The organism is Streptomyces bathyalis, assembly GCF_015910445.1.
GTDB lineage: Bacteria > Actinomycetota > Actinomycetes > Streptomycetales > Streptomycetaceae > Streptomyces > Streptomyces bathyalis.
On the sequence record NZ_CP048882.1, the window covers coordinates 217,002 to 241,809 of the forward strand.

Consider the following 24,808-nt stretch of genomic DNA (forward strand, 5'->3'; position numbering starts at 1 on the left):
ATACCTCGCGCAAGGTGAAGGCAGACTTGAACGGAGGCGCACGGTCTAACATGCAGCCGCGGCTTGACCACCGCTCCCCGGAGAGCTCTCGGCCCGCAATTCTCCACGCTCGGGTGAACCGGTCAGTTGAGCGAATCCCGCGCGTCCCGCAATGGATCTCAAGTACGTGCGTCCTGGGCCGAGACGTGCAGGAGAGCCATGAATGCACTCGCCCAAGATGTCGCCCTGCTCCGCCGGCTCTACACCGGTGAGAGCGTCCAGCAGGCCCGGAAAGCAATCAGGCAGCTACGCGAGGGCGCGGCACCCATCCCCGCCGCCACATCTCCGGCACAGCGCCACTTGGAGGCCCGCGTATTTCTCTGCCTCCTGGAGAACCGGCACCTCTACACGCGATACCCCCTTGGCATCACGGCAGTTCACCCAGAACCGGAAGGCATCGCCATCCACCTGGAGAGTGAGCAGCGCGCGACCGAAGTCCTCTTCAACCTTCTCCCGGCACACGCTCCCGGTCAAGAACTGCACGGTCTGGCTGGTCTCCGCATCACCCGGCGAGATCAGACAGCGATCGAACTGCGGGTGCTCGGCCAGCCCACACGGCTGCGCCTGCACGGGCTGCCGTCAAGACTCTGGCGCAGCGCCGAGACGGGCACGCTCGATAGGTGGGTTGACCCTGACACCATGCGGCTGTGCTGGCGCTCATCTCCACGAGCCTGGACGCCGACGGAGTGTGAGCATCACGCCAGGTATGAAGACGACAGCGACTCCTACGTCCAGCTGCATCAGCGCGGATCCTGGCTGGGCAGCGGTCTTCTGCGCCGAGCAGCTCTGCTTCACACGGTGGCCAACACCTACCTCCTCGACGGCTACCGCGGGGACGCCGTCGCTGGGGCACGGCTGGTGATTCGGTCTTCACATGTCCGGGGCCACGGCCCCGGGCCGCACCACATCGTCTCCGCCCTCCTCGACCCCATCTGCGGCCTGCCGCTCCAGGTCGCGAGGTTTCGAGGCGACACCGACGAGCGCTACGGAAGCGACCAGCACTTCGTGCTGGAAGACCCTGACAAGACGAACCTGCTAGACCTCCGAGCCTCCATCGAACAGCCACCCTCCAACCTCGGGCCCGAACTGTGGGACTCCATCATCCGGCGGCTCCCGAGCCAGGGCTTCACCAATGGAGCGGCCCCAGGTTCCCTCGTGGCATTGTGCGGTCGCGCAGCGCCATAGCCCATCCCCACCCCGAGGTGGGTGGCCTTCCTGATCACGAGGCCGACCACACATCGCGCCTTCTGGCGAGACCAAGGTGAGGAACACACAGCAAACCCCTGTGCCTCAACCAGCGGTCTCTTGGGCCGTCCGAGCGAAACACGGGCCTGGCGGCCCCCGATGGAGACAGCCGGGTCTTGATCCTGCATGCTGGGTCACGTGGCCAGCGAGGCCCGACCTGCGCGGCGTCCACCCGACGGGGCGCCGCGAGATAAGCCAACTCGGCTGGCGTCGCAGCTCACTTGCAGTTCATGGCTCGCGAAAGAAGCCGCACGTCCTGGGTCGGGACGGGGAGTTGCGGCGGAAACACTTTCGTGAAGACCACTCGCATCGAGCGACGCGCACAGAAGCTCCAGCTGGCCACCGGCATGGCGTGGACCACCGCCCTCGACCAAGTGCGGAAACTAGCGCCCACAGCTCCTCTGCTTCCCGAAGCGAACGCGGACCTGGCTCCCCTGGAGAGCGGCATTCTGAACCACCTGGCCTGGCCAAGTATTTCCACAAGGCATCCCTGGGGAATCCGCAAGGTCGACCCTCGCCCTGACAGCCTGGTGATCACGTTCGAGAACGAGGACATCAACCGGGAAGTCCCCGGAGAGTCCATGACACGGCACCTTGTTCGTGCCCTCCCCCGATTCGACACCAGGACGGGTGAGCCGACAGGCATTCCGGGCGCACGCTTCACCATTGAGAACGGACATGTGGTGATTCGCCAGATCGACGCAGCAGGATCCGTCACTCTAGCGGGCTTCGACGTCGCAGAGTGGTTCACAGCATTGGACCTCCAAACCCGCGACGACGAATCCGCCGGTCTTACTCTGTCCCAGCACCAGAGCCCCCGCACATTGCACAGCAGCGAGAAATTGTGGTGGAACACGAGGGACGACGAATCTTCGTGGCTGGCTAGCGGCCTGCTGCGTCGCGCAGCGCTGCTTCGGACAATCGGAGTGCCCTTGAGCACAACAGCGTGGACCAACCCCGCGCAAGGGGCCGGCCGGGAATGGATCGTCGAGTACATCCATGAACCCCTGGTGCAGTTCCCTCTGCACCATGACGGGTTCGCGACTCTGCTCACCGACCCGGAGTGCGGGTTGCGGATCATCGAAACGGATTGGCACTGCGGGTGCCGTATGCCCCGTGAATACGGCTACGGGTGCCACTTCTACGCCCGCAGCGCGGACGGTTTGCCTGGCGAACTGCAGGTGCGCTTCACTCGCCGCCTCGGCAACAGGCTGTCCCGCTACAAGGCGGACAGCGCGGACTACGAAGCTCGACGGAAGCTGTATCGCCGAGTACCTGCCCAGCTGCTGGGCGGTCCCTCGGGTGCCCCGTCCACTGCCTGAGTACGGACGAAATTCTCGGGGGCCGACCATACATAGCAGCGGATCCCCCGTTAGCCAAACCGGGGATCCGCCGCATCATGGAAGTCCACCGCCACCCTCTGCTCCTGCGTCGAAAGGCCGCCATCACCCCAGCCCACAACTCCACACACAAACGGGCGACTTCACTCGATCGAGGGCGAGCGCTGCGCCGGGCTATGACACGTCGTAGCTCAGGCGGAACAGGTCGCCGGCGCGTTCCAGGTCTCGCTCCGTTCGCAGCGCTACCTCGAGATTGCCCGTGCCGTGGTGGCCGCGCCCGGTCACATCCCGGGTGAAGTCCGGGATGAGGTCGACCTTCTTCGGGTTGGCTTTGAGGTAGACCAGCAGCTTGGTCTCCTGCGGAGGGCAGACGCATGCGAAGTGCTGCGTTCTGCGGTAGGCCCGGTACGTCTGGTTCTCGATCCGCTTCACGTCGTCGCCCAGGCCGGCCAGGACCTCTCCTACGGCCTCCCGCAGCTCCGCCAGGGAACTAACGGCAGGGCGGCCCTGCCCTTCGCCGCTGGCACCGGGCGCGGCAGCGGCACGAGGCGGGGCCGCCTGCCTGCCGACGGACGCCACTGTCTCGAGGGCGAAGTGATCGCTGCCCAGGAAGCGGTAGCTGACCAGGTCGATGGAGTGCCTGTGCTCACGCACGGCGTGCACGTCGTATCGGCTGAAGCCCGCCGCGACGCAGATCAGCCTGGGCGCGCTCCACAGCACCTGGCCCGCCTCGGCCAATCCGAGACGGCCGGCGACCAGGGCTTCGAACTCGGCCTTGTGATCGACCAGCCAGGACAGGTAGTACAGGCCCTGGTTGATCACGCCGGCATCGACACCACGCTTGTACTCCACGACGACCGGAGCCCCGCTCTCATCGAGCCCCAGGGTGTCGATCCGGCCGCCGTGAACAGGCCCGGTGCTGTACTCACTCGCCAGGAACCGCACCCCCAGCATGGTCTCCAGGTTGGCCCCCACCAGCTGGTGCAACTCCCGCTCCCGCACCGCAAGGCGGGAGGAGACTTCCGCCACGCCATCGTTCACCGTGAACAGCTTCAGCCCCGTCACCCCTCACAATCCCGCCTCCGCGACCAGCGTCACGCAGACAGACATTGTTTCCGGGGCGCCGCTTGCCGGGCAAACTCCTTTGCGAAGAGGGCCTGACCCGAGGCCCCTTCAGTCCACGGAGCGTCAGGTCCGCTGCCGGAGCACGTGACGCATTTGTGACGCCATTGGCTCGACAGACCGTCAGAGAAGACGCTGACCTGCAACAACCGCTGGGACTCCAACTGCCTCCGGAGCCGTGTGCGCAGGTTCGAATCCTGCCGGGTTACTTCACAGCAACCAGCGTGAACGCACCGCTGACCTGCATGTACACACACGAAAGAGGGCGGGAGTCAGTCCAGCTGACTCCCGCCCTCTCTCGTTGCCTCTCACCGATCGCGCCCCATGCGCGCCCCACTCCGATCAGTCCTCGTCCCCCCGATAGCGCCCGGAGTGGTCCTTTACCCGGACCACATCGGGATGACCGAGACGAGCAGCAGCAGCGCAAGGATGGTGTTGAGCACCCGCCAGTGCCGGTCCGTCCGCAGTAGGCGGGCCAGCAGCAGGCCGGCTGTGCACCACAGCGTCAGCGAGAGAGCCGCTGCGAGACCGAAGACGACACCGAGCAGCACCGAAAGCCGCAACGGTCCGTTTGCTGCCGCAGCGAAGGATGCCGCCGCGCCGAGGGTCATGGTCCAGCCCTTGGGATTGAGCCACAGCAGTCCGATGCCGTCGAGGACGCCGTACGCCGCCGGTGCGTCGTCCGCGGAGGACGGCGTCCCGCTCCGGACTGTCCTCCAGGCCAGGTACACCAGATACGCCGTTCCGGCGATTGTCAGGATCAGCCGCAGCGAGGGTACGGCGAGGAGTACGCCGCCGAGTCCCGCTGCTGCCAGGGCCGCCAGTGTCGACAGCCCTATGGCCACTCCGGCGATGAGTGGCACGGAGCGGCGGTAGCCGAACCGCGCTCCGGATGCCGTCGCCAGCGCCGTGGCGCCTCCGGGTGTCACGGTCGCCACCAGGGCGAACAGCAGCGGCGGGGCAATCGCATCAGCGTTCACGTCGCCGCCTCCAGCAGGTGGCCGGCTACTACCTCCGCGGCCCGGTCCGCGTCTGTGGCTGTGTTGTTGAGGTGGAAGGCCAGGCGCAGTCGGCCGGCGCGGACGCTGCCCACGACGGCTGCCCGCTCCAACTCACCGAGTGTGTCCGGCTCGACGGCCGCGCTGACGATCGCGGAGTCGCCGGGAGGCAGCCCCACGGCTGCCCGGAAACGGTTCGCCAAGCTGAGTGCGTGCTCGTGCAGTACAGCAGTACCGACCCCAGCGAGCAGGTGCAGTGCCGGCGCTTGTGCGACCCAGGAGTGCCAGGCCGGAGACAGGTCGAAGCGGCGTGCGTCTTCCGCCAATCGCAGTGGACCGCCGTAGAGGCTGTCCCAGCGCTCCTCGCCGGCGTACCAGCCGGCGGCATGCGGGACGAGCTCGTCGGTGAACTCGGACCGCACCGTGAAGAAGCAGGTGCCCCGCGGAGCCAGCAGCCACTTGTATCCACTGCACGTGGTGTAGGCGAACCGGTCCGCATCCACGGGAAGCCAGCCGGTCGCCTGCGTCGTGTCCAGCAGAATCCGGGTGCCCGTCCCCTCGCACACAGCGGTCAGTGCGTCGAGGCCGGCCAGGCGCCCGTCCGCGGACTGCACGGCTGAGACGGCAACCAGCGCGGTGCGGGGTGTCACTGCTTCGGCCAGCCGCTCCAGGGGGACCTCCCGTAGCTGGATACCGCGGCGGGCCTGAGCATGGAACGGGAAGACGAGGCTGGTGAACTCCCCTGCCGCGGTGAGGACTTCGCTCCCTTCGGGCAGGGACGCCGCGACCAGCCCGGCGAATGCGCTGACCTGGCTGCCCACCGCCACACGGTCCGTGTCCACTCCAACCAGACCGGCGTATGCCGTTCGGGACGATTCGAGCGGCGCATCGTATGCCGGCGGGGTCGCAGCCCCCTTGCGCCACTCCGTCAGCGCCCGCCGCAGAGCGTCCAGGGAGCGCCGCGGGGGCAGTCCCAGAGAAGCGGTATTGAGGTAGGTGACATCCGGATCGAATTCCGCCTGTGCGACGGCCAGCCGGGACCACCCTGCTGGGCCTTCCGCGTCCCGGGCGGTTGCGTGCTTCTGCATGGCTTCAGCGTGTGCCCCCGGCCGCCTGTGCGGAAGTGCGACCTCGTGACGAGCAGACCCAAGCTGTGCTTGGGTGTCAGCCATGGACGACGACCGGATACCGCAGAACAGCATGGGCGAGCTCCTCGACCCGCGCCGGATGCTGGTATTCGCCGAAGTGGCACGCACCGGCTCCCTGGCCGCCGCCGCGCACTTGCTGGGCTGGACACAACCGGCCGTCGCCCAGCACGTCAGACGACTCGAACGCGAAGCTGGCTGCCCGCTTGTCGTCCGCAACTCCCGGGGCGTCACGCTCACCGAGGCAGGGCAGTCCCTCGCGACGCACGCCGAGGCGCTGGTGGTCCGGCTGCGCGCTGCCCGGGCGGACCTGGACGCATTGAACGATCTGCGCGCCGGGCGCGTACGTCTCGCGGCCTTCCCCTCCGCCTGTGCCACCGTCGTTCCGGCCGCCCTCGCCCTGCTGCACGAACGCACACCCGGCCTGGACGTCCGCCTCACCGAGGCCGCTCCGTCCGAAGCCCGGCGGCTGCTGGCAGCCGGGGACATCGACCTCGCGGTCACCTTCGACTACGACAACGTGCCCGTCAACGCATCGGATGAGAGGGCGATTCCGCTCTTCGACGATCCGATACGACTCGTGGTGCCCATCGGGCACCCCCTCGCGGAGCACCCAGAAGCAGACCTCGCCGACGCCCGCGACCAGCGCTGGATCGCCGGCTGCCCGAGCTGCCTCGCGCACCTGAGGACCGCGGCCGCCGGATGCGGCTTCCTGCCGGACGTCCGTCACAGCACCGACGACTACGTCGTGACCCAGACCCTCGTCTCCACCGGACTCGGCGTCGCCCTGCTGCCCGCTCTCGCGCTCGAAGCCGCCCGTGACCCCGCGGTCACGGCGATCGGGATCCGCGCGCACAGCCCGCGACGAATCGCACTCATCGGTTCAGCCGACGTTCCCCAGAGCCGTGCCACCACCGCGGTCTCGAGCGCGATCCGCACAGTCACCGAGCACCGGCTCTGACACTTCTCCAGCAGTGACTGGATCTTCAAGACGCATTCGAGAGCCGGTCGGCCACGGATGCGAATCCCGCCAGACAGGGGCAGTTGGTGGCGATGCTGGCGGGTGACGTAGCCGCCGTGGAGATCGTGCGGCCCCTGGTCGCGTGGTCCAGCGGATCTTCACCACCGCCGGGCACGCCCTAGGCGGCGCCGTCGCCAACGTGGCCGAAATCATCAACCCACAACGGGTCATCCTGGGTGGCGAGGGGACCCGGCTCGGCCCACCGCTACTCGACCCGTTCCGTGAAGCGCTCCAACGCGTCCTGGTCCGGCCCGTCGACCAGGCGATCGATCTCCGCATCGTCCACACCCATGACGACACCTGGGCGCACGGTGCTGCGTGCCAGTTCCTCACCGACCTCTTCAGAGGGCCGACCGCCCACCCGGGGGGTCTCTAAGAAGAACGGTGTAACCCCTGATCAAGGAAGATGCACCGATGACGAGTGAGGGCGAGACCGGGGCTCGGTGCTGCCGAGGCGCCTGAGCCGCGGCAGGCCGCAGACCAGCAGCTGATCGAGGAAATGGACGCCGGGCCCGGGCGGAAGGACTGCAACTGGCTGGCGAGGGCGGTTGTTGGAGGCGTTGACCAAGCGGCGCTGGAGTCGGCTCTAGAGGGCGAGGTCATCGATCATCTCGGCTACGACCGGAACGACCCGCCGGGAAAGAACGGGCAAGTGCCGTCCGGAATTCGTTGTGGCTGCTTCCCGCAGGAAGCAGCCACAACGCCAATGTCAGTCGCCCCGTTGTCAGTTCCTCGGCCCAAACATACGAAACGTCACCTGGCCATTCTTGCTGGTCAGGGGCTGTTTCTGCTTCGCGTGGCGGCGCTAGGATTCGAACCCAGGAAGGCTGAGCCGGCAGATCTACAGACGGTCCATGGCCTGAGTCACTCATTGAGAATCCCGCCCAAGGCCGCTACACCGACCTGGCGCGAGTGGGGCCGACTCGGCTGTCGGCCCTCTCAAAGGCCCGCGGTTGCCCATAAGTTGCTACGGCGTTTCAGTTGTTGCCGCCACTAGCAGATCACAGAGCGGCGGCGGCAGCCGCTTCTCCGCCTTCTGCGGGGCCGGAGGTCTGGTCGTTGCCGATGATGCCGACGCCGCAGTTATTCTGCAGGTTGCGGGAGTCGGCGTTACCGCCGCCGCCGGTCAGCGCGGGGAGGGCCCCCAGGCTGGTGTCGCCTTCGGTGTCACCGTTCGACTGGGTGCAGGTGATGTTCGGGAGCTGCGGCGGCTCCCACGCGCCGGCGGACGCAACACCGGCACCGACCATGCCGACCCCACCGAGAACGGTCGCGACTACGGCAGCTTCGCGAATCATGCGCATGACTTCTCCACTTCAAGGTGCACTGAACACGATCCGTAGGACCGCGAAAGGAACAGCAGTAGCTATTCATGAAAGAAGCGTCACTTCAGCCCAACACGCCGCCATTACCTGACTGGCCGTCAGAACGTCTCCAGCGAACTTCGCGTGGCACAGGGGCTCACGCACTGGCCGATCTGACAAAGATGTAGTCAGGGCGCCCATGCCCGTTCGGCGTCGACCGGTGCGTCATGATCCGCGCTCCACCGATCTAGCGTGTCGATGAACCCAGCAGGTGGCAGCAGCGGTCTATGCTCAACTGCGCTATTGCGTGGGTGGCTCGCGGTGGGCTCTCGATTCGGCGCCTGGGTCGAATCGGGGGCTATCCGGCCCTGAATGTTCGACACCGAGAAAGCGCACCTCCGGCCGGTGAGCGTTCACCGTGCGCCTTCCGGATCCAGGCGGGTGGATGCCGACGAGCTAGACGCGGTCTCTGCCATCATCGGCTCATGGAGTACTTCACCCTTAAGGCGAAGTTACTAGACGGCCACGATCCGGCTGTCGTTCAGGCCGCTCTCCGCAAGGCGTGGAACGCATGTGCCGAAGTCCGTGCTCCAAGTGCGGCGTCCCTGCATGGCAGTACTGTCGAGATCGCATCGCGGGGGCGTGGCATGTGACTCGCTTTCACCGGGTCCGGCAAGAGGCGATGCCGGCGTCCGGGAAACCCTCGCCCCTGTAGGCATTCGCGAGTTGAGCTGGGCGAAGGCTGTCGGCTGGTTCGAATGGACGTGCCAGCGCATCTCTTCGATCTGAGATGGGACAGCGGGACTGCTCACCGGCGACGTTGCTTGGAGCGGTGCTCTGTGCCCCATGCCAGGGCGGCGGGTGAGCGTTAAGCACACCTCCGGCGGCCGCCGCGCGTGTCAGAGTCCCAGTCGCCCCCAAACCCCTATGATCGAGTCGCCCGTTCTCGCGGAATCGGGTCTGAGTGATCCGTCCGGCAAGAGGGCTGCACCTTGAGTCCGTGAGCTGACGGTGGTTCACGACGTAGGCCCCCGACTCGGCCACCCGACCGAGTCGGGGGCCTATGTGGTCTTGAGGCCCTTCAGTGCAGCCTCGCAAGCGCGGTCCACGACGCCTTCCTGCGCCTGGCCCGGGGCTTGACTTCCCGATTGAGACTCCAGCTCGAAGCCACTGCCTGGACTCACGCGTGGCTGGCAATCAGGGCGATGCCCACAGGGAGAGCAAGCCGGCTGCTGTTCCGGACACGATCCCAAGGCTTGTCAGTACGACGGGCCTGGTGAACCGAGGGATCGTCAGATCAAGTACTGCTAGCCCAATCCGCTCTTTGGCGAAGAGAACGTCGTATCCGGTGTTCTCAGACGGAAGCTCCTCCCGTATTAGGCGCTCCTTCTCTTCACTTGGGAGTGCTGGATCCGATTTGATCTCTTCCTCGCGCTCTCTCATGGCAGGCAGCGCAGAGTGCCGTTCGGAAAAGCTGTTGCGGAGGGACGCCAGCGCAGCGATAGGCAGTGCACCAGCCAGGAGCATCAGGGCCGTGACCGTCCATTTCATAGGAAGCTGCCCTCCGGGAGCGTTGTAGTACAGCGGCGAAGTACAGCAGCCATGCCGATCGTTGGCGGCCACAGGCCCCCGTAGTCGGCACATCACTTTCCCAGGTACCCGCACGGACTGCCACGGCTTGCACACTCTCGGTGATCGACCTAGCTTCACCATGACCGTCAGCTTGCCCACTGTTCGTTCGGCTTGCGCAACCAATGGAGGTCGGTAGCTCGACGGTAGTTCCACTATTCCGGCTGCCGGGCAATGTACTGCCTGGCCAGCCTCACCGTTGCCCGGCCGGAATGCGGTCGGTACCGAGAGCCAAGGAGAAGGCCATGAAGAAGGCAATTCTTGTCGCGGCCTGTGTGGTGGCGGCTACGGCGTTCCCGGCAGTGCCCAGTCAGGCGGTTGAGGCCGTACTCGTGGTGGACGACAACGGAGCGCAATGCCCGAGCGCCCCTTTCACGACGATCCAGGCAGCGATCACCGCAGCTTCTCCGGGAGATGAGATCAGAGTCTGCGCTGGAACGTACAACGAGGTCGTGACCGTGAATAAGGCGAATTTGCGGCTGGTCGGACCGGCCGTCGCCCCCACAGGGACAGCGTGCCGCACTGCCGGGGCTCCGGATCCGACGAGACAGGCGATCATTCAGTCGACGGGCGGTTCAGGCAGTGTCCGCCTGCTCGAAGACGGCATCAGATTCTCCCGGTTCGCCGTCCGGAACAATACCGCCAGCTATGGCATCGCCACCAGCGCCGCACATTCCGGCTATCAGGTCCGGCAGAACCGGATCGAGAACAACGTGTTCGGGGCGTACTTCAGCTCCAGCGGCACAAGCCTTTCCGAGGCGGAACAGAACTGCATCCGAAACAACAACGAAACCGGATCCGCGAGTGGTAACGGAATCTACACGGACGTGGGACTGAAGAATGCGAATATCGAGACAAACACCTTCTCCGGAAACGAGAACTCTGGCGTCCTCCTGGACGCACCGGCGCCCGGAGCCGTTGACAAGGTCAACGTAAACAGGAACACATCCTTGGAAGACAGAGCATTTGCCTTCATCTTCAAATCCACCAACGTCGACGTGACGAGTAACGTCATCCAGGACAATTTTGACGCCCCAGGGATCTTCTTCGGCGACAACAACACGAATATGAAGATCACCTCCAACCGCATCGACAGGGGCTTCCTAGGAGTCCGCGGCAACGCCTTCGGCCTTTCACCCAGCACCAACGTCACCATCACCGGCAACGTCATCAGAAATTCCGAATCGAGCACCGTGGGCCACGGCATCAGCGTGGCACCGAACTCCCTCACGAACTCCCGCATCTCTGGCAACGTCACCGACCGTAACGCGGGTGACGGCATCCACATCGACGCAGGCGGCAATGGGAGCAACACCTTCCGGTCTAACGTCGCCCGTCGCAACGCCATGCTCGACTGCCGTGACAGCACCACCGGCACCGGCACGGATGGCACAGCCAACACTTGGGTCGGCAACGTCGGCCCTAATGCCGCCCCGCCCGGGATCTGCGTCTAGAGCCGGGCGTCCCGCATGAGTTGTCCGGGGGCTCAGGTTCAACCCACCACCGGTGAGGGCTGAGTGTCTGACTGCGTCACAACAGCTGCGTACTGAACCGGACACCCACGGACGCACAGGAACGGTTCGCCCAGGACAACATGGAAGAACCGACACATCGGCCAGCCCGCCCAATTGCTTCGGGACGAAGAGTTCCGGCCGGGAATCAGTCCTCGGTCGAATCCGACAGCGGCGGTCCTGTTCTGAGCTCCACGCGGGGGCGTAGAGCAACTCCTCGGCCAGAATGCGGTTGTAGCACTCGATGCTCCTATGTTTGTCAAGCTGCGGTGGGATGGGCTGCTGGTGGTGAGGCTGGGTGCGGGAGGTGGGCGTAGATCTCGCGGGCGATGTAGCGCTTGAGGCAGCGGATGATTTCGCGTTTGCTCAGTCCTTTGGCGGTGCGGCGTTCGAAGTAGTCGCGGGTGGGTTGGTGGTGGCGCATGCGGACGATGGTGACGATGTAGAGCGCGCTGTTGGCTGCTCGGTCCCCTCCGCGGCTGAGTCGGTGGCGGCCGGAGGTGCGGCCGCTGCTGGCCGGTTGGGGGGCGACACCGCAGAGTTTGGCGAAGGCTGCTTCGGTGCGGATCCGCTCGGGGTTGTCACCCGCGGTGACGAGTACTGGCCGGCGAGTTCGATGCCGACGCCGTGCAGCTGGATCAATTCCGGTGCAGTCGCTCGCACGATGGCATCGATCTGGCTGTTGAGTTGCTTGATGCCCGGCGAAGACCCGGGTTGCTGCCTGTGAGATCCCCTGACAACCGTCAGGCCAGCAAGAGGAGTTGACCTCAACTTAAGTTGAGGTTCTAGGTTTTCCCCATGGACACCACGAGCTCTACTCTTCCCGCCGACGACGCCGACGAGCAGAGGATTCGCGAGTTGGTCGCGCGGTCCCAGGTGGCGCAGACCGACCCGGACGTGCTGCCTGCCCTGCACACCGCAGACTTGGTGATCGTCAACTTGGCTGGGCGACGCCTCTTCGGGCGTGAGGCTTTTGCTTCGGCCATGGCAGAAGCGCTCTCTTCCCCGCTCAAGGACGTCCGGACTTCGCTGGCGGTCGACGACATCCGGTTCACCACCCCAGACGTCGCCATCGTCAGCCTCACCAAGACCGTCCACGACGAACGGTTCGAGGCGGAGGATTCGTCCAGGCTGCCCTCGGCCGGTGCCATGACCTACGTCTTGACCCGCCAGAGCGACGACTGGCGCATCGCCCTGGCCCAGACGACACCGGTCCGCTGAGTGGCGGCTGCGCCGACCCAAGCGCTATTTGCCGCAAATTCCACGTCGATTGAAACCCCAATCCATCAGCGTTCTCAGGCGGGCATGGCCACTTCGCAGGTCGAGAGCGCCTCTTCTGACGGATGCGCTGCGACAGCACGTCACCGCTCTTGATCTCCTCCCGCGTTCCCTGGCAGGTCAGTGCCACCTTCTGCCCCTCCCCCGGGCATGCGTTGCTCAGGGTGCAGTCCACCTTGAACTGTCCAACGACTCAGCAAATCCGAGAGGCGCTGCCTAGAGTTCGTGGGTTGCCAGTTGGCCTGTCAGGGTGAGGAGCGACTCGAGCAGGAAGTAGGTGCCCCAGACGAGTTCGTTCTTGGTGGCCAGCTGGATCCTGTGGTTGTAGCAGGCGTCGCCGAGGATCCCTGCCGGAGGGCCGTCCGCCGAGGGCGGGCTCAGGTGATGCTCGACCATGGCTGCGACCATGTCGCGGGCGGTCCGTTCATATTCATCTGCCCGGGCGGGGTTGACCGTTCGCATCTTCAGCAGGGCTGCGGCGGCGATGGCGGTCGCGGAGGTGTCCAGCAAGGGCTCCGGCTCGTGCTGAGGTGCGTCGAAGTCCCAGTAAGCGACCTTTCCTTCCGGGAGGTGGTCGCACCACCAGTCGCAGACCCGTACGGCGTCCGCGGTGAAGGCGTCGGGTTCGTAGCGGGCCGCCTGTGCGGTCCCGAGCATGGCCCATGCCTGTGCGCGCGCCCAGGTGCTGTCGTCACGTATGCCCTTGTGTGTGTAGGTCTTGATGAGTGCGCCGGTGTTCGCGTCGAAGCTCGCCGACTGGACGACGGAGTCGTCCTCGCGTACGAGGAGTTCGAGGTGGCGGGCGACGTGGGAGCGGGCTTTGAGGCGCAGCGATTCGTCGCCGGTGAGGTCGGCCGCCCAATACAGCAGGGGTGCGCCGCCGGGGACGCCGTCGATGTTCGTCTCGTCCGCGCCGACGCTGTGTGCCTCCTCCGCGGTGGAGCCGAGGGGCAGCAGCCCGGCGGCGGGGTGAAAGCTCTCGGCGAGTGCGTACGCGCCTTCCAGCGCCGCCTTCTTGGCGTATTCGTCGCCGGTGAGCCGGTACCCGATGGCAGCCCCGTACCAGAAGAGAAAGCCGCGGAAGATGGTGTCGGAGGCGGCACGTGGGCGGACGCGCTCCGTCCACGTGCGTGCCGTCTCGACCGGACCGTTTCCGGTGGCGGCGGCCAGCCAAAGCTGTCCGACGAAGAATCCTCCGGTCCAGTCGCCGTTCGGTGACCGTGTCCACTCCCCGGTGGCCATGTCGGCGTAGTGCGGGAAGCCGGGCTCGGGGAGCGCGGCCGTGTGCTGTCCACGGGCCAGTACGGCTGTGATCGCGCTGTCGAAGTCAAGGGCGGGTTGGCTGGTCAAGGTGGGGCTCCTTCTGGTGGTGCCGTTCAACTGGTGGGTCCCGCCGGTTCACGGTGTGTGGCGGCTGGTGTGAGGTCTATGAGTGGACGGGATGCAGAGGCGGATGCGATGTGGGAACAAGGTGTTCAGCGGAGTGTGTTCACGGTGCCGGTGGCCCGCCCCGCGTCGGCGGCGAGTAACCCGCAGAGGGTTTGGCTTTTCTCCAACGCCGCGGCCAGGGCGGTCAGTTGAGGGGATCGTCAGTTGAGCTCCCGGGCTTCTCGACGTCGAAGCGGCGCCCACGCGTCTCCGGCGCCCACAGCACCGAGACGACGCTGATCAGACACATCACGATGACCAGCGCTGCCACGGCGAGGCCGGTCGAGTAGGCGGCGAGCAGTGCGGTCGCGGCCAGCGGCGTGAACCCGCCGACGGTTGCGCCGAGTTCGCGTGCGCCGGCGACTCCGGTGTAGCGGACGCGGGGGTGGAAGAGTTCACTGAAGAAGGCGGGCTGGCTTCCGGCCATGGCGGAGTAGGCGAGGCCGCCGAGGAGCATGACTGCGAGCCAGATGAGCCAGGTGTTTCCGGTGTCCAGGAGGAGGAAGTACGGCACCAGCAGCAGCGCCGAGACGGCGGCTCCTCCTCCATACACCATGCGCCGCCCGACCCGGTCCGACCATGCGCCGAAGAGGGGGATGGTGGCGACCTGGACGCCGGAGGCGAGCAGGACCGCGGTGAGGCCTACGCTGCTCTCCACTCCTCGTTCCGCCAGATACGTCAGGGTGAAGGCGACGGGGATGTAGAGGACGGCGTTGTCGGCGAATCGCATGCCGAGCACGGCGAGGAAGCTCTTGGGGTGGTTCCGGAGGACTTCGGTGAGTGGTGAGCGGGCGACCTTCCTCTCCTTCTGGACCTCCTGGAAGACCGGTGTCTCGCTGATACGCATCCGGATCCAGGTGCCGACGAGCAGCACCAGGGCGCTGGCGATGAATGGGACGCGCCAGCCCCAGGACATGAAGGCTTCCTCGGGCAGCAGGCCGACCAGGGCGAAGACGCCGCTGGAGGCGGCGAGGCCGATGGCCACTCCGATCTGCGGCCAGCTTCCGAAGTACCCGCGCCGCCCGACGGGTGAGTATTCGACTGCCATGATCGCGGCGCCGGCGAACTCCGCGCCGGCACCGAAGCCCTGCGCCATGCGCAGCACGACGAGGAGTGCGGGTGCCCAGATCCCGATCTGGGCATAGGTGGGCAGCAGCCCGATGAGCGTCGTGGTGACCCCCATGACGGCGAGTGTGGTGATCAGGATCGTCTTGCGGCCGAGCTTGTCGCCGAAGTGCCCGAACACCGCGCCGCCTATCGGCCGGACAGCGAATCCGACGGCGTACGTGGCGAAGGCGGCCATCGTTCCGGCCAGGGAGCTGGAGGCCGGGAAGAAGAGCTTGCCGAAGACGAGGGCGGCAGCGGTGCCGTAGATGAAGAAGTCGTACCACTCGATGATCGTGCCGACGACGCTGGCGGTGATGACGGGGCGTATGCGCTGTGTGTCTGTTTGCTGGTCCACGCCGGTCCGGGGCGCGGTCTCCCGCAGTGGCTCGGTGTTGCTGCTCATGGTGTCTCTCCGGTAGAGGGAAGTCCTGATGGGGATCAGGGGCGCAGCAGTGACGCGTCCCAGGTCGTGAGTCGGTCGGAGACGGATACGTCGAACCCGATGAGGTCGAGGACGTCTCGTCGGACATCGATGCCGGGGGCCACCTCGGTGAGGCGCAGACCCGCGGGTGTGAGCTCAAAGGCGGCCCGTTCGGTGACGACGAGGGCTTCCTGCCCCCGGTCGCGGATGCCGTCTGCGATGCGGTAGGTGATGTGGTCGACCTGGTCGACGAGTTTGGAGACCTTCCCCTCCTGGCGAATATGCAGGACACCGCCGCTGGTGTCGATGTCCAGCCCGCCGGTGGTGAGGGTCCCGGCGAAGACGAGCCGCCGGGCGTTGTGCGCGATGTCGATGAAGCCGCCCGCTCCGGGATTGGCGTTTCCGAATCGGCTGACGTTGACGTTGCCCGCGGCGTCGAGTTGCGCGAAGGCCAGGGCGGCGAAGGTACAGCCGCCGCCGTCGATGAAGTCGAACTGGTAGGCCCCGTCCAGGAGGGCCTCCGGGGAGTAGTTGGCTGAGAACTGCCACCCGCTCATGACGGCACCTCCGAACGGCCCGTGTTCGGTGGTGAAGACGTAGTCGTCCAGGGCGCCGTCCTCGAAGCGGCCGTCCTCGGCCATCGCGAGAACCGCGTCGGAGGCCGCTCCGAATCCGAAGATCGAGGGTTCGCCGGGACGGATCTCCTGCGCCACGCGACGGGCGATGATCTTGTCCGCTCCGGAAGGCAACCGCGGGAGGCTCCCGGCCACGTCGTCGACGGGGCGCAGATAGCCGGGGTCCTGGCGCACGTCCGTGCCGGTCATCTCGTCCGGGGCAACCACGACGTGGTCGACGAGCACGCCAGGGATCCGCACCTCGTGGGCGGGCCTGGAGCCGCGAGGCACAACCTTGCCGACCTGGGCGATGACCGTCCCGCCGCTCGCCTTCACCGCCAGGGCGAGTGCCAGTGAACTGGAGGTGAGCGGCTGCTCTTCGAAGGAGAGGTTGCCGGCTTCGTCGGCGCTGCTGGCCCGGATGATGCCTACGTCCAGGGGCCAGGAGGGGTAGAACAGGTGCTCCCGGCCGCGGAATTCAGCGACCTCGACGAGGTCTTCGGTGGCCTGCCGGGTGAACTTGCCCCCTCCGTGTCGGGGGTCGATGTATGTGCCCAGCCCGATGCGGGTCAGATATCCCGGACTGCGCCGTCCGACCTCGCGCAGCCAGTGCATGGTCGCGCCGATCGGCCAGCTGTAGGCCTCGATGAGGTCGTTCTGGATCAGCTCCATCAAGGCCGGTCGCCGGCCCGTCTGCGGGTGCCGCGGGTTGATGTAGGAGCCGGAGACGATCCGTTGCATCAGGCCCTTCTTCGCCACGTGGTCCATGCCCGGGATGCCGACGGCGTCGCCGGTTCCGACGGGGAAGAAGAAGGTGAGGTCGCGGGGCGAGGCAGTCGCCTCGAATCGCTGCCCCAGGGCCGCCAGGACCGCGTCCGGTGTCAGCCACCCGATCACGCCGGTGCTGCCCACGGTCTGGCCGTCGCGGATGACGGACACGGCGGCGGACACGTCACAGATCTTGTTCATCGGCTCTCCTCGGCTGTCGTCGGTGCGAATCGATCAAGGCTGGTGCGCGCTTCGGGGGTCCGGCAGTTCTCGGCGAACATCCGGTTGGCACGGGCGTCGAGGACCTCGGCTCCGGCGAGAACGGCGTCGGCCAGTGCGTGTTTGGTCGCCCCGACGGCGGCCGTCGGCAGGGCCGCCAGCCGGGAGGCGATCGTGAGCGCCTCGGACTCGGCACCACCGGAATGGGCCAGTTCCTCCACCACGCCGAGCCGGTGCAGGTCGGCACCGGTCGTACTCGTTTCACCCCAGGAGAAACGTTTCGTCAACACCGGCCCGCAACGTGCCGCGAGCGCCTGAAGCCCCCACGGAGGTACCCATCCCAGCTGCACTTCGGGGAGGTGCCACCGTGCGTCTGCGGTTGTGACCACCAGATCGCAACTGACCGCCAGGAGGAAACCGCCACCCAGCGCGAAGCCCTCCACTGCGGCGATCACAGGAGTGCCGAGCTGCTGGATCGACCGTGCGACGCGAGCGGTCCGCGCCTCGTGGCGGGCCATGTCGGCCACCGTCATCCCGGCCAGCTCCTTCACGTCGGAACCGGCGCTGAATCCGGGCGGGGCGCCGGCGAGCACGACGGCACCCACGGACTCGTCGTCGTCGAGCAGGGCGAGCCGCCCGTCGAGCTCGTCGACGAGGGCACCGTTCAGCGCGTTCCGCGCCGCCGGACGGTTGAGCCGGAGCCGCGCCACTCCGCCTTCGATTCGGCAGTCGAGTTCCTCGCTGCTCACGTCATGGGATTGAGGCATGGCGAAGATATTGGTCTGTCCACTGACCACTGTCAACAGATTGGACTGTCCACAGTCCACTGCGGACAGGTGCCAGAGGTCTGATGTGATAGAACAACTGCTGTGAGTGAGGACCGCAGCCTGCCCTTCCGACTGCAGCCGATTCGGAAGATCGAGATCTTCCGCTCTGCCCTGGATCAGCTCTCCAACCTGGTCGAGCAGATGGAGCCCGGCGACCGGCTCGGGTCGGAAAGGGAACTCGCCGAACAACTCGGCGTCAGCAGGGTCACCATCCGGGAGGTCCTACGAACTCTCGAAGGCATGGGCAAGGTTGACATCCGGCGCAACAGCGGCACGTTCGTCGCCGAGCCGGTCCCGCACACCCTGCTGTCCCTCACACCGCCGAAGCACGTCGACGAAGCGCACGTCCAGCAACTCTCGGAAGTCCGCGCCGGGATCGAGTGCCAGGTTGTGCGCCTGCTCGCCACACAGGATCCGCTCGACCTCACGCACGCCGAAGCTGCCCTGGAACGGGCCGGCAAGGAACTGGCCGCCGCCTCCGAGCAGGGAAGTCTGGACCCCAGCTTCGAAGCCGGACTGGCCAGGGCCACGGGCAATCCCGTGCTCGTCGAGTTCCAGCAGGCGATCCACGAACTGTGGCTGCACGCCTGGATCACGCTCGGCGGCGCCATCGCGAACCGCAGCCACCTGCACCACGAACACCTGGCCATCCTCGACGCGCTCAAGCGCCGCCAGACCGAAGAGGCCGAACGCCTCATGCGCCGGCACATCACCGGACTCGGTGAACAAGGACGCCGCAGCTGACCCCAGATCGATGAAGCCCGACGCGGAGCGATCTCATGGCGACTGACAAGGGTCTCTGGCCGGCCGGCGGCAGCCGACTCACTGCATGGCCAACCGTGGGAAGGGGCGGCGCGGTGCCGCCCCCCTGTCCCCTTTGGAGAGTCAAGCACCCAGCTCGGACCGCGCCATCCTCCGGGAGCGTACTGAGATGGAGGCAGGCCCCTACAGGTCACGGGTACCTTTCACCTGGCGCCGGGGGCATCCGGTTCCGGCCTGACGCCCGATAAATTGCTTCCGGAGAGTGGAACCCCGATGGCTGGCTGGAGGTGTGGGCGATGACGTATGTGTCGGGCGAGCTCGCCGCAGGCCTGGCCGACATGGCCCGGAACCTACTGACCCAGGAGTCTGTGCAGGGAACCCTCGACCAGATAGTGGCGCACGCCGTGGATCTGGTCGACGGGTGCGAGGACGCCGGCGTCCTGGTCATCGAGGGCAACGAGGGGGTAAGGACGATCGCCGGACACAGTGCTCTGGTCCGCGCCTCCGACAAGCTCCAGCAAGAACTGGGGGAAGGCCCGTGCTTCGATGTCACACGGAGGGCCCAGGTGGTCTACCGGATTCACGACATCACCAGCACCGCGGGCCGCTGGAGACGATTCGCCCCCAGAGCTCAGGAACTCGGGATCGGGAGCATCATGGGCTTCTGCCTGTACACCGAGGATGACAATCTCGGCGCCCTGAACATGTACTCCTCCCAGCCTGGAGCATTCACCGAAGCATCCGAACAAGTGGGATGGCTCCTGGCCTCCCACGCCGCGGTTGCCTTCTCCAGCGCCCGCAGCCACGCCCAGCTGACCAGCGCGATCGAGACCCGGAACGTAATCGGCCAGGCCATGGGCATCCTGATGGAGCGCTACAAGGTCAGCGAAAGCGAAGCCTTCGTCATAGTGAAGAAGAGCTCGCAGAACACCAACACCAGACTGCGCGATGTCGCCCGCACGATTGCGGAAACAGGGGAGATCCCCGGGTCCAGGATCGGCTGAGCTCGTGGACTGGCCCCCGCTTGTCGGAGCCCGTCTGAGGGCTCACCACCTGTGGGCGGTGCGTACATCACGACACCGCCCACACGGTTCGTTCGCGGCTTTCGCTGCTTCCGATGAAGCAGCCGCATGGGCTCAGCCGACGCCCCAGATGAATGTCTGATCGGCGCCGGCGACAGTAGCGAGCACGATCAGGTCGGCCGCACCCAGGGTGATGCCGAGTACGGCACGCAGGCGGCGCCTGGTATTCCGCAGCAGGGCGAGGCTGCCCAACACGAGTGCACAGGGGCCGAGGACCGCGTTGAAGACCAGCAGTCCGACGAGGCCCAGGACGAAGGCCGCCACAGCCATGGAGTCGGCTTCGCGCACCACGGCACTCCAGCGGCGCCGCTCGGGCGGGGGCTGCTCATCGCCCCGGTCGTGATGACCGGGGCGATCGAGGGTGTTCATCGCGTTCATGCGTCACCTCCCGTGACTGTGATGCCTGCGCTCGCGGACGGCGAAGATCAGCAGCCAGGTTCCGATGACTGCGGCCGCGGCGAACGTGGCCGGGACCGGTATGTGTGCCGCGGTGCCCACCAGGAGTCCCAGCAGGAGAAATGCGGCGACCAGGAAGAGCATCTATGGCCTTTCGTCGTACGGGGCCGTTCAACTCTCTATCAGTGAACATTTGGAATACCATTTGTTCACTGAGCTCCTGTGTACCTTGTCCTGGTCTGGCGACACTTGCCTGCTGGATGACCTGAGTCACGCCCGCAGTTCCGCACGTACAGGACCCGACGGGAGGGTCGGCTTGGGATCATGGGATGGCAAGATCCGCCGTGAGGCCCTAGTGATCGCTGGCTTGGACGCCTCCTACTTCAGCACCAGCACACGGCCCAGGCCATGATCCGCCTCACCCACGGCCACGCGATGCGATCTGGCTAAGGCTCGCCATCGCCGGTCTCCCGGTATCCCGCACGCCCGGGAACCACGCCATGAGCTGCGCGAGCTCGGTGGCCGTCAACGCCGCCAGGGAGGCCGCCCGGCCTCCAGTGCGTCGAGGATGTGCGTTGTTCGCTCTTCGTGGTCACGTGATCCAGACCGGGCGACGCCTTTCCGCCGCGAGTCGTCCGGCGCTCGGTCACCCCGCTGTCGGCGTGAGGGTGTACTCCTCTGGGGCGAGGTCGGTGGCGAGTTCGCGGAGCAGTGCGCCGATCTCGGCGAGCCGGTCGGTGGTCATGCGCTCGGCGGGGCCGGTGACGCTGATCGCGACGTCCTGCGAGGTCGTGGACGTGAGGGCGATGCTGACGCAGGCGATCCCGGTTTCGTTCTCCTGGTTGTCGATCGCCCATCCACGCGTGCGTGCGGTGTCCACTGCGTCGCGGAACCGGTGGCCGAGCGTAGCGTGCACGTGGTCGGCGTCGGCTTCCTCGACGTAGCTGGTCAGGAGTGACTCGTTCGGGGGAGCCGCGGCCACCAGCGCGCGTCCGAGGGCCGTACTCGCGATATGCGCGCGTCGGCCGACACGCGACCACACGCGGACGGAGCGCTCCGGCTCGATTTTGTCGAGATAGACGACGCGGCGCCCGTCAAGCACTCCAAGGTGGACGAGTTCCTCCGTCCTGCGCGACAGTTCGAGCAGCAGCGGCCGGAACAGCCGCGGCAGGTTGTCGCCCGCGCCGAATGTCCGCACCATCCGCCTGAGCGCCTCGCCGAGGATGTAGTTGCGGTCGTCGCCGTCGCGCACCACGTATCCGCGGTGCGCGAGGCCGCGGAGCAGTCGGTGGACCGACCCCTTGTTGATCCCCGTGCGCGCCGCAATCTCGCCGAGAGCCAGTCCCTCAGGGCCCGCTGTCGCGACCGTCTCGAGCACGACGAGTGCGCGGTCGAGGCTCGTGACGGGCGGCGTCTCCGATGCGGGCTCGGTCTTCATAGCCCCATTATCGTCCCGGCCGATTTTGCATCGCGCTCAGCGTGAGATTAACTTGTGGTCCGACATGCAAAATAGGCGGTTCGCGATGTGAAACGCATAGAGGCGAGGGATGTCATGCCACAGCCACTGGGCCGGAAGTGTGTGCCAGCGGGATCGCTCCTGGGAGCCTCCGCGCCGGACCGGACGGGAATCGTCCACCTCGGCCTTGGCAACTTCCATCGCGCGCACGGCGCGGTCTACACCGCGCACGCGATGGCCGCCGCCGGTGGCAACTGGGGCATCCGCGGCTTCGCGCACTCGTCGGACCGGGTCGTGGCTGCGATGCGAGCCCAGGACAATCTGTACTCGGTCCTTCAGCTCACCGAACGCGGCGCCGAGGCGGGTGTGATCGACGTCCACCGCGACATCGACGTAGCCGCCCGGGATCCCGCTGCGGTCGTGGACGCGATCGCGGATCCGGCGCACCGCATCGTCACGCTCACCGTCTCCGAGGCCGGCTACACACGCGACCCTGCAACCGGCAGGCTGGCACTCGACGCCCTCGATGTCGCCGCAGACCTCATGGCAGGTTCGACGCCGCGCACCGTGGTGGGCATGATCGCTCGCGGTCTCGAGAAACGCGCCCTCTCAGGTGCGCCGTTCGCCGTCCTGTCCTGCGACAACCTCCAGTCCTCCGGCGACGTCACGCGTGCCGTGGTTGAGGAGTTCCTGCAGGCGGCAGGCGTCCGCAGCGATGTGCTGTCCTTTGCGTCCTCGTCGGTGTCGTTTCCGAACGCGGTGGTCGACCGCATCGTGCCGGGGACGACCGACGAGCACCCACGTCTCGTCGCGGATCTGCTCGGCGTCACGGATATGTGCCCCGTTCCCGCCGAGCACTTCACCATGTGGGTTCTCGAGGACGACTTCGCGGGCGGCCGTCCGGCCTGGGATCAGGCCGGCGCAAGGTTTTCGAACGAGCTCGAGGCGTACGAGATGGTCAAGCTGCGCCTGCTCAACGGATCGCACTCGCTCATCGCCTACCTCGGAATCCTCTCCGGTGCACCGACGATCGATGTCGCGTGGCGACAGGACTTCGTACGCGAGGCGGTCCTGAACGAGATCAGCGACGACTACCTTCCGACGTTCACCCCACCCACAGGATTCGACGCCGACGCGTACGTATCCGAATTGGACGCCCGGTGGCGCAATCCCCTCATCGGGCACGCGACCACCCAGGTGGGATCCGACGGATCCGTCAAGCTCCTCCAGCGCATCCCCGACGCGGCGCTCTTCCACCTCCGGCGCGGCGACATGCCGCACCACCTCGCGCTGTGCACCGCCGCGTGGATCGCGTGCATCGCCCCACCGGCAGGCTTCACCCCGCAGCCGCTCGCCGAGTGCATCGTCGAACCCGCCCGCGGCCGGCTCGCTGCCGCCGTCGACGGTGCTGTAACCGTTCCCGACCACGTGCGCCGAATCATGAACGGCGGTTTCTTCCCGGACGCCCTCACCGAGCAGGACGCCTTCACCACCCGCGTCGCCGACCTGCTCACGCTCATTATCCGCGACGGTGCGCGCGCCGCGGCCGCCGACGTCGCCGCCTCCCGCTGAGCCTCCCTGGCCGACCCATTGGAGCTGATCACCACGATGAAGGTCCTGTGCATCCACGGCACCCGGGACATGCGGCTCGAGGACGTCGCCGTCCTCGAACCCGCCGACAGCGAGGTGCTGCTGCGCGTGCGGTATGTCCGGGTGTGCGCGGGGAGGGGAACCGAATGACGGCCCCTCGGGTTCTGACACTGGGCGAAACCATGGGTCTGCTCACCGGCGGGCGCATCGGTTCGCTCGCGCACGTATCCGAAGCACACATCGGGATCGGTGGCGCGGAGACGAACGTCGCCGTCGGCCTGAGCAGGCTTGGGGTTCCGGTCACGTGGATCGGCCGGGTCGGAGACGACTCGCTGGGCAGACGGGTCCTGCGCGAGATCCGCGGCGAGGGCGTCGACGCGCGGGCACTGCTCGACCCGGAGGCGGCAACCGGCCTCATGCTCAAGGAGCTAAGAGGGCCGGGGATGTCGCGGGTGTACTACTACCGTGCGGGTTCCGCGGGTTCGAGGCTGGCCGCCACGGACGTGCCCGCGGATCTCGTCGAGAGCGTCGGGCTCGTGCACCTCACCGGCATCACTCCGTTGCTGTCGGACTCCGCGCACGAGGCGTGTCTTTCCGTCGTACAGCGGGCCCGGGCCGGCGGCGTGCGCGTGAGCTTCGACGTGAACTACCGGTCGACGCTCGCTCCCGCGGACGTTGCCGCGGACGTGCTGGGCGAACTCGTCAGGGAGGCGGACCTCGTGTTCGGTTCCCCCGAGGAGCTGGCGTACGTGGTTCCCGGTGCTGTGACGGATGATTCTGTGACGGTCGACGAGCTGACACGCACCCTCGACCCCACGGGCGCGCGCGAGATCGTCGTCAAGCGAGGCGCCGACGGTGCGTCGACGTACACCCAGGGCAGCGTGGTCCACGCTCCTGCCCATCGCGTCGACGTCGTCGACACGGTAGGAGCAGGGGACGCCTTCGTGGCCGGCTACCTCAGTGGTGACTTGCAACACTGGAGTGCCACGGAGAAGCTCGCTCGGGCGAACACCTGTGGCGCCGCGATGTGCACGACCCCCGGCGACTGGGAGGCGGCCCCGACCCCCGCCGAACTCGAGGCCTTCCTGGGTGCCGACGGCGACCCGGTCCAGCGCTGAGCCGGTCCGCTGCGGGTGAGCTCCTTCCGCCTCGGCGAAGGTGTCGCCAGGTCGCCGCGCTCGTGCCGCGTCTCGCGGATCTCAACGAGCCTCCCCTTCGCCTGCTCGCCAGCTGCGACGCCATTTGAAGACGGACGCGAGGCCTGGAGCAAGCGCGTCGAGAACGACGGCGGGTGGGAGGCGCTCAGCCGCAGCACCGACACGGACGACGCCAGCGACACGTGCACGCGCAGCGAGAATCGAGCCCCCCCTGCTCATGCCTGGTGCAGCGGTGACCGCTTGCGGTCCGTGAGCAACGGAACCACCCTCGACAGCTGCGCGGTTCAGACAAGATGCTGCACGCGGTGCACCACCTCACGCAGAATCCGTCCACGCCTATGGGATCGCC

At 66.8% G+C, this 24,808-nt stretch carries 24 protein-coding genes; 11 read left to right on the plus strand and 13 right to left on the minus strand.

Annotated features, from left to right (window positions below):
* Window positions 1-198 precede the first annotated feature (198 nt).
* Window positions 199-1,224, plus strand: coding sequence for a hypothetical protein (locus tag G4Z16_RS01055; RefSeq protein ID WP_197348707.1), 1,026 nt, complete (start codon window positions 199-201; stop codon window positions 1,222-1,224).
* A 353-nt stretch (window positions 1,225-1,577) separates the two neighbouring features.
* Entirely contained in the window at window positions 1,578-2,606 is a 1,029-nt protein-coding gene (locus tag G4Z16_RS01060) for a hypothetical protein (RefSeq protein ID WP_197348708.1), read from the plus strand.
* A 192-nt stretch (window positions 2,607-2,798) separates the two neighbouring features.
* On the opposite strand, the gene G4Z16_RS01065 is transcribed toward G4Z16_RS01060, so the two are convergent.
* The 3 genes from G4Z16_RS01065 to G4Z16_RS01075 form a co-directional block, all read right to left on the minus strand.
* Window positions 2,799-3,689 (minus strand): DUF5655 domain-containing protein, encoded by an 891-nt coding sequence (locus G4Z16_RS01065; protein WP_197348709.1) that lies wholly within the window; start codon window positions 3,687-3,689, stop codon window positions 2,799-2,801.
* Window positions 3,690-4,126: 437 nt separating this feature from the next.
* Window positions 4,127-4,726, minus strand: a complete 600-nt coding sequence (locus tag G4Z16_RS01070; protein WP_197348710.1) for a LysE family translocator — start codon at window positions 4,724-4,726, stop codon at window positions 4,127-4,129.
* Window positions 4,723-5,832 carry an aminotransferase class V-fold PLP-dependent enzyme gene (locus G4Z16_RS01075; RefSeq protein WP_197348711.1) on the minus strand — a complete coding sequence of 370 codons (1,110 nt, stop codon included), beginning with the start codon at window positions 5,830-5,832 and terminating at the stop codon, window positions 4,723-4,725. The genes G4Z16_RS01070 and G4Z16_RS01075 overlap by 4 nt, the downstream gene beginning before the upstream one ends.
* An 82-nt stretch (window positions 5,833-5,914) precedes the next feature.
* On the opposite strand from G4Z16_RS01075, the gene G4Z16_RS01080 reads away from it, so the two are divergent.
* Together G4Z16_RS01080 and G4Z16_RS01085 are read left to right on the plus strand one after the other, a co-directional pair.
* Complete coding sequence (locus G4Z16_RS01080; protein ID WP_197348712.1) at window positions 5,915-6,850, plus strand: LysR family transcriptional regulator; 936 nt, start codon at window positions 5,915-5,917, stop codon at window positions 6,848-6,850.
* Between the two features lie 142 nt (window positions 6,851-6,992).
* A complete protein-coding gene (locus G4Z16_RS01085; protein WP_197348713.1) occupies window positions 6,993-7,286 on the plus strand; it encodes an ROK family protein in 294 nt (97 codons plus the stop codon).
* A 625-nt stretch (window positions 7,287-7,911) separates the two neighbouring features.
* Here the strand turns inward: G4Z16_RS01085 and G4Z16_RS01090 are convergent.
* Window positions 7,912-8,208: a hypothetical protein gene (locus G4Z16_RS01090; RefSeq protein ID WP_197348714.1), complete on the minus strand. Its 297-nt coding sequence runs from the start codon at window positions 8,206-8,208 to the stop codon at window positions 7,912-7,914.
* Between the two features lie 1,203 nt (window positions 8,209-9,411).
* Entirely contained in the window at window positions 9,412-9,657 is a 246-nt protein-coding gene (locus tag G4Z16_RS01095; protein WP_197348715.1) for a hypothetical protein, read from the minus strand.
* A 431-nt stretch (window positions 9,658-10,088) separates the two neighbouring features.
* On the opposite strand from G4Z16_RS01095, the gene G4Z16_RS01100 reads away from it, so the two are divergent.
* A complete protein-coding gene (locus G4Z16_RS01100; protein WP_197348716.1) occupies window positions 10,089-11,297 on the plus strand; it encodes a right-handed parallel beta-helix repeat-containing protein in 1,209 nt (402 codons plus the stop codon).
* A 316-nt stretch (window positions 11,298-11,613) separates the two neighbouring features.
* Here G4Z16_RS01100 and G4Z16_RS01105 read toward each other — a convergent pair whose 3' ends face one another.
* Complete coding sequence (locus G4Z16_RS01105; protein ID WP_425508143.1) at window positions 11,614-12,084, minus strand: transposase; 471 nt, start codon at window positions 12,082-12,084, stop codon at window positions 11,614-11,616.
* 68 nt (window positions 12,085-12,152) lie between these two features.
* On the opposite strand from G4Z16_RS01105, the gene G4Z16_RS01110 reads away from it, so the two are divergent.
* On the plus strand, window positions 12,153-12,575 hold the full coding sequence (locus G4Z16_RS01110) for an SgcJ/EcaC family oxidoreductase (RefSeq protein ID WP_197348717.1): 423 nt from the start codon (window positions 12,153-12,155) through the stop codon (window positions 12,573-12,575).
* A 273-nt stretch (window positions 12,576-12,848) separates the two neighbouring features.
* On the opposite strand, the gene G4Z16_RS01115 is transcribed toward G4Z16_RS01110, so the two are convergent.
* From G4Z16_RS01115 to G4Z16_RS01130, 4 genes are all read right to left on the minus strand, one after another.
* A complete protein-coding gene (locus tag G4Z16_RS01115; protein ID WP_197348718.1) occupies window positions 12,849-13,982 on the minus strand; it encodes a glycoside hydrolase family 88 protein in 1,134 nt (377 codons plus the stop codon).
* A gap of 223 nt (window positions 13,983-14,205) precedes the next feature.
* A complete protein-coding gene (locus tag G4Z16_RS01120; protein ID WP_197348719.1) occupies window positions 14,206-15,570 on the minus strand; it encodes an MFS transporter in 1,365 nt (454 codons plus the stop codon).
* A 35-nt stretch (window positions 15,571-15,605) separates the two neighbouring features.
* Window positions 15,606-17,171, minus strand: a complete 1,566-nt coding sequence (locus G4Z16_RS01125) for an acyl CoA:acetate/3-ketoacid CoA transferase (protein WP_197348720.1) — start codon at window positions 17,169-17,171, stop codon at window positions 15,606-15,608.
* Complete coding sequence (locus G4Z16_RS01130) at window positions 17,168-17,956, minus strand: enoyl-CoA hydratase/isomerase family protein (protein ID WP_197348721.1); 789 nt, start codon at window positions 17,954-17,956, stop codon at window positions 17,168-17,170. The genes G4Z16_RS01125 and G4Z16_RS01130 overlap by 4 nt, the downstream gene beginning before the upstream one ends.
* 102 nt (window positions 17,957-18,058) lie before the next feature.
* Between G4Z16_RS01130 and G4Z16_RS01135 the strand changes: the two genes are divergently transcribed.
* Window positions 18,059-18,760: a FadR/GntR family transcriptional regulator gene (locus G4Z16_RS01135; RefSeq protein WP_197348722.1), complete on the plus strand. Its 702-nt coding sequence runs from the start codon at window positions 18,059-18,061 to the stop codon at window positions 18,758-18,760.
* A gap of 314 nt (window positions 18,761-19,074) precedes the next feature.
* Window positions 19,075-19,782 carry a GAF and ANTAR domain-containing protein gene (locus tag G4Z16_RS01140; protein ID WP_197348723.1) on the plus strand — a complete coding sequence of 236 codons (708 nt, stop codon included), beginning with the start codon at window positions 19,075-19,077 and terminating at the stop codon, window positions 19,780-19,782.
* 132 nt (window positions 19,783-19,914) lie between these two features.
* On the opposite strand, the gene G4Z16_RS01145 is transcribed toward G4Z16_RS01140, so the two are convergent.
* The 3 genes from G4Z16_RS01145 to G4Z16_RS01155 all read right to left on the minus strand — a co-directional run bounded on the left by G4Z16_RS01145 (window position 19,915) and on the right by G4Z16_RS01155 (window position 21,694).
* A complete protein-coding gene (locus tag G4Z16_RS01145; RefSeq protein ID WP_246530607.1) occupies window positions 19,915-20,238 on the minus strand; it encodes a DUF4190 domain-containing protein in 324 nt (107 codons plus the stop codon).
* Window positions 20,239-20,241: 3 nt separating this feature from the next.
* Window positions 20,242-20,400, minus strand: a complete 159-nt coding sequence (locus G4Z16_RS01150; protein WP_197348724.1) for a hypothetical protein — start codon at window positions 20,398-20,400, stop codon at window positions 20,242-20,244.
* Between the two features lie 502 nt (window positions 20,401-20,902).
* Window positions 20,903-21,694, minus strand: a complete 792-nt coding sequence (locus tag G4Z16_RS01155; RefSeq protein WP_197348725.1) for an IclR family transcriptional regulator — start codon at window positions 21,692-21,694, stop codon at window positions 20,903-20,905.
* Window positions 21,695-21,808: 114 nt separating this feature from the next.
* On the opposite strand from G4Z16_RS01155, the gene G4Z16_RS01160 reads away from it, so the two are divergent.
* From G4Z16_RS01160 to G4Z16_RS01170, 3 genes are read left to right on the plus strand one after another with little or no spacing between them, the layout of a single operon-like run.
* Window positions 21,809-23,284 (plus strand): mannitol dehydrogenase family protein, encoded by a 1,476-nt coding sequence (locus tag G4Z16_RS01160; protein ID WP_207794540.1) that lies wholly within the window; start codon window positions 21,809-21,811, stop codon window positions 23,282-23,284.
* An 18-nt stretch (window positions 23,285-23,302) separates the two neighbouring features.
* Window positions 23,303-23,452 carry a hypothetical protein gene (locus tag G4Z16_RS01165; protein ID WP_197348727.1) on the plus strand — a complete coding sequence of 50 codons (150 nt, stop codon included), beginning with the start codon at window positions 23,303-23,305 and terminating at the stop codon, window positions 23,450-23,452.
* A complete protein-coding gene (locus G4Z16_RS01170) occupies window positions 23,449-24,420 on the plus strand; it encodes a sugar kinase (RefSeq protein WP_197348728.1) in 972 nt (323 codons plus the stop codon). Before G4Z16_RS01165 ends, G4Z16_RS01170 begins: the two co-directional genes overlap by 4 nt.
* Window positions 24,421-24,808 lie beyond the last annotated feature (388 nt).